The 962-nt window shown below is 50.5% G+C and carries 1 protein-coding gene; it reads left to right on the top strand.

Annotation, left to right across the window (positions count from 1 at the left end):
* The first annotated feature begins 166 nt into the window (after nucleotides 1–166).
* Complete coding sequence (locus OB13_RS19930; protein WP_461491938.1) at nucleotides 167–958, top strand: FRG domain-containing protein; 792 nt, start codon at nucleotides 167–169, stop codon at nucleotides 956–958.
* Nucleotides 959–962 lie beyond the last annotated feature (4 nt).

Below are 962 nucleotides of genomic sequence, written 5' to 3'. Positions count from 1 at the left end.
TTAAATATTAAATATTTTCATATAAAACTATAGGGATAGCCGTATGAAGGGCGTTTTGTCTGGCAGGAAGAATAGGGTCCGCCCACAACATTTAAGGAGGCAAAAAAGTATATGCCTACAGCACCCCGTTGCCTGCTACTCTAAAGCGTAAACACCCGACCATTGTATGGAAGAAGCAAAAGACATCGTAGTAAACAGCTGGACAGAGGTGCAATCAGCCTTGTTTGACCACAGCTGGAACGACAAAATCAAACGCTTCCGCTCCTCCTATGTCTACAGAGGTTCCTGGAGCAAACAATATGACCTGAGCACCAGCATTACCCGGCTCGGCAGCCACTACCATGAACTGGAGCCCCACATCCTGCGCAACTTCCGGAAGTATGCCCACAGCAATGCTGCAGCCGGTGACTCTGTCTGGAACTGGCTGGCTGTGGCACAGCACCATGGCCTGCCTACCCGCCTGCTCGACTGGACCTACTCCCCTTATGTAGCGCTTCACTTTGCCACAGAAGACCTGTCAAAGTACAGCGAGGATGGTGTCATATGGTGCGTAGATTATGTTAAGTCAAATGAATTCCTGCCCCTCTCGCTCAAGACCGCCATCAACGAGGAAGGCTCCAATGTGTTCACTCCGGAGATGCTGCAGCCTGTTTGCTCTTCTTTAAAAGAACTGGCCCTGCTCCAGCAGGAGGAATTTCTAGTATTCCTGGAGCCGCCATCCCTGGATGCCCGTATCGTGCATCAGTATGCCTTGTTTTCGCTTATGTCCACGGCGCAGGCCAACATGGGGAAGTGGCTGGAAAACCATCCGGAGTTATTTTTCCGGGTGATTATACCTGCCGGGCTCAAATGGGAGATCCGGGACAAGCTGGACCAGGCCAATATAACAGAACGTGTACTGTTTCCGGGTTTGACAGGCTTGAGCCAATGGCTGAAAAGACACTATACACACGAATGAAGGT

The sequence above is a fragment of the Pontibacter sp. HJ8 genome (assembly GCF_054824225.1).
Note: the sequence above shows the minus strand (reverse complement) of the source record. Positions and strands in the feature narration are given on the sequence as shown.